The sequence below is a fragment of the Bacillus sp. JJ1532 genome (genome assembly GCF_036965085.1).
In the GTDB taxonomy this organism is placed as follows: Bacteria; Bacillota; Bacilli; order Bacillales; family Cytobacillaceae; genus Cytobacillus.
Map to the genome: position 1 here is coordinate 1 of NZ_JBALOW010000104.1, position 1,034 is coordinate 1,034.

The window sequence follows — 1,034 nt, forward strand, 5'->3', positions numbered from 1 at the left end:
CGCCACAACCGCCATAATTAATGGCAGGGGTAGTAGGAATCGAACCCACATCAAAGGTTTTGGAGACCTTCGTTTTACCATTAAACTATACCCCTATAGATGGTGGTGGGGGACGGATTCGAACCGCCGAACCCAAAGGGAGCGGATTTACAGTCCGCCGCGTTTAGCCACTTCGCTACCCCACCGTAATTATTAGATATTGATAGTAGTCATAAAATGCTCCAAATCCCTGCGTGATTTGTCGCAGAATTTAAAAATTTGCTATTCAAGGATGAAACGCTTCGTTGCTGCAATTTTTTAAATTCTGGTGCCGGCCAGAGGACTCGAACCCCCAACCTACTGATTACAAGTCAGTTGCTCTACCAATTGAGCTAGGCCGGCATGTTTTTAAAAATGGTGGCTCAGGACGGAATCGAACCGCCGACACAAGGATTTTCAGTCCTTTGCTCTACCGACTGAGCTACTGAGCCACAATATGGCGGTCCGGACGGGACTCGAACCCGCGACCTCCTGCGTGACAGGCAGGCATTCTAACCAACTGAACTACCGGACCAGATTGCGGGGACAGGATTTGAACCTGCGACCTTCGGGTTATGAGCCCGACGAGCTACCGGACTGCTCCACCCCGCGATAATAATATAATCTTCCATGCTTTAAGTAAACATGGTGGAGGATGACGGGATCGAACCGCCGACCCTCTGCTTGTAAGGCAGATGCTCTCCCAGCTGAGCTAATCCTCCAAATGGTGACCCCTACGGGATTCGAACCCGTGTTACCGCCGTGAAAGGGCGGTGTCTTAACCGCTTGACCAAGGGGCCAAATGAAATTTTAAATGGCGGAGAGCAAGGGATTTGAACCCTTGATACGCGGAAGCGTATACACGATTTCCAATCGTGCTCCTTCGGCCACTCGGACAGCTCTCCAGATGGCTCCGCAGGTAGGATTCGAACCTACGACCGTTCGGTTAACAGCCGAATGCTCTACCACTGAGCTACTGCGGAACAATAATATATTAAAAGCCTAGCGACGTCCTA

At 50.5% G+C, this 1,034-nt stretch carries 10 tRNA genes; all 10 read right to left on the bottom strand.

What is annotated here, in order from left to right:
* Positions 1-21: 21 nt before the first annotated feature.
* The 10 genes from V7122_RS23440 to V7122_RS23485 all read right to left on the bottom strand — a co-directional run bounded on the left by V7122_RS23440 (position 22) and on the right by V7122_RS23485 (position 1,001).
* Positions 22-95: transfer RNA gene (locus V7122_RS23440), tRNA-Trp, on the bottom strand.
* A 5-nt stretch (positions 96-100) separates the two neighbouring features.
* A tRNA-Tyr gene (locus V7122_RS23445) sits at positions 101-185 on the bottom strand.
* A 120-nt stretch (positions 186-305) separates the two neighbouring features.
* A tRNA-Thr gene (locus tag V7122_RS23450) sits at positions 306-381 on the bottom strand.
* Positions 382-394: 13 nt separating this feature from the next.
* Positions 395-470, bottom strand: a tRNA-Phe gene (locus V7122_RS23455).
* Positions 471-476: 6 nt separating this feature from the next.
* A tRNA-Asp gene (locus V7122_RS23460) sits at positions 477-553 on the bottom strand.
* Between the two features lie 3 nt (positions 554-556).
* Positions 557-630: transfer RNA gene (locus V7122_RS23465), tRNA-Met, on the bottom strand.
* 34 nt (positions 631-664) lie between these two features.
* Positions 665-740 (bottom strand) — tRNA-Val (locus V7122_RS23470).
* 3 nt (positions 741-743) lie between these two features.
* Positions 744-818: transfer RNA gene (locus tag V7122_RS23475), tRNA-Glu, on the bottom strand.
* 15 nt (positions 819-833) lie between these two features.
* Positions 834-923 (bottom strand) — tRNA-Ser (locus V7122_RS23480).
* A 3-nt stretch (positions 924-926) separates the two neighbouring features.
* A tRNA-Asn gene (locus V7122_RS23485) sits at positions 927-1,001 on the bottom strand.
* Positions 1,002-1,034: the final 33 nt, after the last annotated feature.